This is a genomic window from Paenibacillus doosanensis, from assembly GCF_025060755.1.
Lineage (GTDB): Bacteria > Bacillota > Bacilli > Paenibacillales > NBRC-103111 > Paenibacillus_S > Paenibacillus_S doosanensis.
Genome location: NZ_JANYUY010000101.1, coordinates 1 through 3,621, shown reverse-complemented (window position 1 = coordinate 3,621; position 3,621 = coordinate 1). Strand labels below are relative to the sequence as shown.

General features: G+C 45.5%; 2 protein-coding genes, 3 rRNA genes and 1 riboswitch. Of the genes, 2 read left to right on the top strand and 3 right to left on the bottom strand.

Features of this window, described 5'->3' with window-relative positions:
- Positions 1-341 (bottom strand): 16S ribosomal RNA (locus tag N0M98_RS33450); the annotation flags it as partial.
- Positions 342-1,058: 717 nt separating this feature from the next.
- Positions 1,059-1,201, top strand: a riboswitch (cyclic di-AMP (ydaO/yuaA leader).
- Here N0M98_RS33450 and N0M98_RS33445 point away from each other — a divergent pair.
- Positions 1,201-2,013 (top strand): stalk domain-containing protein, encoded by an 813-nt coding sequence (locus tag N0M98_RS33445; protein ID WP_249860890.1) that lies wholly within the window; start codon positions 1,201-1,203, stop codon positions 2,011-2,013. Its footprint overlaps the riboswitch before it by 1 nt.
- A 150-nt stretch (positions 2,014-2,163) precedes the next feature.
- Positions 2,164-2,850, top strand: a complete 687-nt coding sequence (locus N0M98_RS33440; protein WP_510823383.1) for a polysaccharide deacetylase family protein — start codon at positions 2,164-2,166, stop codon at positions 2,848-2,850.
- Between the two features lie 323 nt (positions 2,851-3,173).
- On the opposite strand, the gene rrf is transcribed toward N0M98_RS33440, so the two are convergent.
- Positions 3,174-3,290 (bottom strand): 5S ribosomal RNA (rrf, locus tag N0M98_RS33435).
- A 154-nt stretch (positions 3,291-3,444) separates the two neighbouring features.
- A 23S ribosomal RNA gene (locus N0M98_RS33430) occupies positions 3,445-3,621 on the bottom strand; the annotation flags it as partial.

Genomic DNA, 3,621 nt, shown 5'->3' with positions numbered 1-3,621 from the left:
GAGTCTGGGCCGTGTCTCAGTCCCAGTGTGGCCGATCACCCTCTCAGGTCGGCTACGCATCGTCGCCTTGGTAGGCCGTTACCCTACCAACTAGCTAATGCGCCGCAGGCCCATCCGTAAGCCACAGGTTGCCCCGTGTTTCATGATCTCCTCATGCGAGAAGACCAGCTATCCGGTCTTAGCTATCGTTTCCGATAGTTATCCCGATCTTACAGGCAGGTTGCCTACGTGTTACTCACCCGTCCGCCGCTAACCGTTCCCGAAGGAACAGTCCGCTCGACTTGCATGTATTAGGCACGCCGCCAGCGTTCGTCCTGAGCCAGGATCAAACTCTCCATTAAAGTACGACCGGCGCCGAAGCACCTTTCGTTATAACAGAGCTTGTCTTAAGCTCAAAATTCAATGCTAGCGAGAATTTGCATTCTCTATTTAACACTCACTCGTTGTTCAGTTTTCAAAGGGCAATCTTCGTTCGTTTTCGACATCCGTCGAAAGCGACCTGACTAATATATCATATTCGCCTATCTCTTTGCAAGCTTTTTTTTGAAAAGCTTTTTCGCCATCCAACCAAAACAGTTACTTTTTTTAAGTTACTATCTTTGCTTGGTGCGAGAGTTAATATACCATGGCTGATTTGAAAATGCAAGCTTTTATTTAATATTATTTAATATTAGTTTATTTAACGGTTTTTATCCCTGCATTTTCAAGACACCTACCGGCAACCCATCGATTGACGGACTCATAATATATCACAAACCTCTTTTAAAAATCAACTATCAATACCACTCACTTGCAAAGCTATCCCTTTAATCTACACTACCGCACCTATTTGGCTTTATCCCCCTCCTAATACAGCTGATCATTTCCCGCAATTCTTCCATGTCCTGAGCAGTTCGTAATTTAAACAAAATTAAAGCGATTGCCTCTATAATAAAGGTTCTACGACGGCAACTTCATTTCATTTTGCCCATCTTACGAATAGCACACATACAGTATAACCATTAAAAGGGAGTTACTGGTTGATTTTATACATTGAACTAAGCGCGATTCTATGATAATTTCTAAAAATGCCGAATCAAACTTATTCTCGTTTGTACGGGGGACGATTTTAAATGGGGTGAATGCTTGGAGCGTATCCAAGCTAGGGAGATACCTCTTCCCGAATCCGTCAACTAACCTCGGAGGCCCAGGGAGGGACATATGAAGCATTTTGCAAAAAGCCTAGTATTGTCATCGGCAATACTGCTTTCTTTGATGACTTCTGCCTATGCGGCACAGGCGGCTCCACCGCCGGAAAACGGTTACAAAGTTCAGGTGAACGATGAGCTGATCGCTTTTCCGGACGCTCAGCCTTTTGTGGACGGCGCTAGCCAACTGCAAGTACCTGTACGTTTTGTAAGCGAGAAGCTGGGCTATGAAGCACATTGGGAGCAGCAAGGGGACGCGCTGAAAATTACACTTTCGAACAAAAGCAACACTTTTCTATTTACAACGGGACAAACCTCTGCCAGTCTGAACGATCAGCCTATTACTCTCCAGTCGGCACCCCAGATGGTCAACGGCCGTGCTTACATTCCCGTCCGATTGCTAGCCGATACACTCAAGATCCAAATGCAGTGGGACGCTGACAATCACATCGCTATTTTAGATGAGGATGGTAAATATCACGCTCCGGCTTGCTATTCCCCTGCCTATCAGAAGGTAATAGAGGGAAAAGCGACCGCCTACACCGGATCCCCTTCGGAAAATGGAGGTCATCCGAGCATCGACTATTTCGGTAATCCGCTTCAGGTTGGCACGATTTCCGTTGATCCTTCGATCATCCCGTTAGGTTCTAAAGTGTACATTGAAGGCTACAATTATGACGGCCTGCCGGCCGGAGGCATGTATGCGACAGCTTCGGATACAGGCAGCGCCATCAAAGGCAACAAGATCGATATTTACGTTCCCGATGACAAGACAAAAGCAACGCAGTTCGGTATTCAGCAAGTTAAAATTTATGTATTGAAATGAGAAATGGCGATTAGCGGAAAGATATTGTCGCCCAGAAAGTTTTTTTCCACTTAAGGCAGTTGCTTGCAGCAGCTGCTTTTTTGTATATTCTTTTTCCCCTGTGCAAAATCTAAGGAAACGAGTTCAATGGGGAGGGATATTGTGCACAAGATGCTGCTTAAACTTATGGTATGCGGCTTCCTGCTGATCTTGACGACCGCGGCTTCCAACAAACCGAGCAGCGAAGTGGTCTGGAATGTCGAGACGGATCAGAAACTGATTGCTTTAACATTCGATGACGGGCCGAACCCGGTATACACCCCGCAAATTCTGGATTTATTAAAGGAGCATCAAGCGAAAGCTACTTTTTTCGTTCTTGGTAAAAGGGTTCAGATGTACCCGGCCATCGCGATCAGGGAAGTCAATGAAGGACATGAGATTGCAAATCATACCTTTGATCACCATTATTTAAAGAACGTCTCGCCGCAAAAGCTCGTGGATGAAATCCGGCAAACCCAGGAAGTTATATTCGATATAACGGAACAAATTCCCCATGTATTTCGCCCGCCAGGCGGTTTTTACAACGATGCGCTGCTGAACATGACAAAAGAAGATAAACTTACTGTCGTTATGTGGTCCTGGTATCAGGATACGAAAGATTGGAAACGGCCTGGTGTGAATAAAATCGTAAAAACCGTGCTTTCCAATGTTCATAATGGGGACATCATTTTGTTCCATGATTTGGAGGGCGATTGTTCCCAAACCGTTGCCGCTTTAAAAATCATACTGCCAGAGTTGAAAAAGCAAGGTTATCAATTCGTAACCGTGACCGATTTAATTAACAAAACGAAGAAATAGCCGGAATGTCGCAGGATTTCCCCGATCTTCGCCGAGGGCTCATGCATAAGCCTCATGGACAATAACATACCCTTGGCTTTACGCAAAGCAAATATGAAAGAATAGCGGTTCCGATTCGAGCAATCGACCTAATAGCATAAAAGCAGGCTGCCCAAAAACGCAGAAGATGACTTATCCTGGCCGTAGACTTACTGAAATGAAAATTAGCAAATAAAGCGCTGAATATTATATTTGAGGTAAATCTTTAAGTGATCGGAGACGATTGTAATTTAATATAGCTCAATAAAAAAAGCAGCTGATCTGCGTAAGATCAACTGCTTTTTGCTTGGCGACGTTCTACTCTCCCAGAACCCTTCGGTTCAAGTACCATCGACGCTGGAGGGCTTAACGGTCGTGTTCGAGATGGGAACGCGTGGTTCCCCTCCGCCATCATCACCAAACGGTGTAGCTTGTTCAAGGCTTGCGCCTTGAAAACTAGATACGAAACTCGTGCGCGTTGTTGAGCAATGGTTATTTGTTCTTCCCGGTTTGTTTCCGGGCCCCGAGAAAGTATTTGGAATCAGCTTCGAAGCTTCTCTTCACTTTCTTGGGAATTTGGTTAAGCCCTCGACCGATTAGTATTCGTCAGCTCCACACGTTGCCGTGCTTCCACCCCGAACCTATCTACCTCGTCGTCTTCAAGGGGTCTTACTTACTGGGAAATCTCATCTTGAGGGGGGCTTCACGCTTAGATGCTTTCAGCGCTTATCCCGTCCGTACGTAGCTATCCAG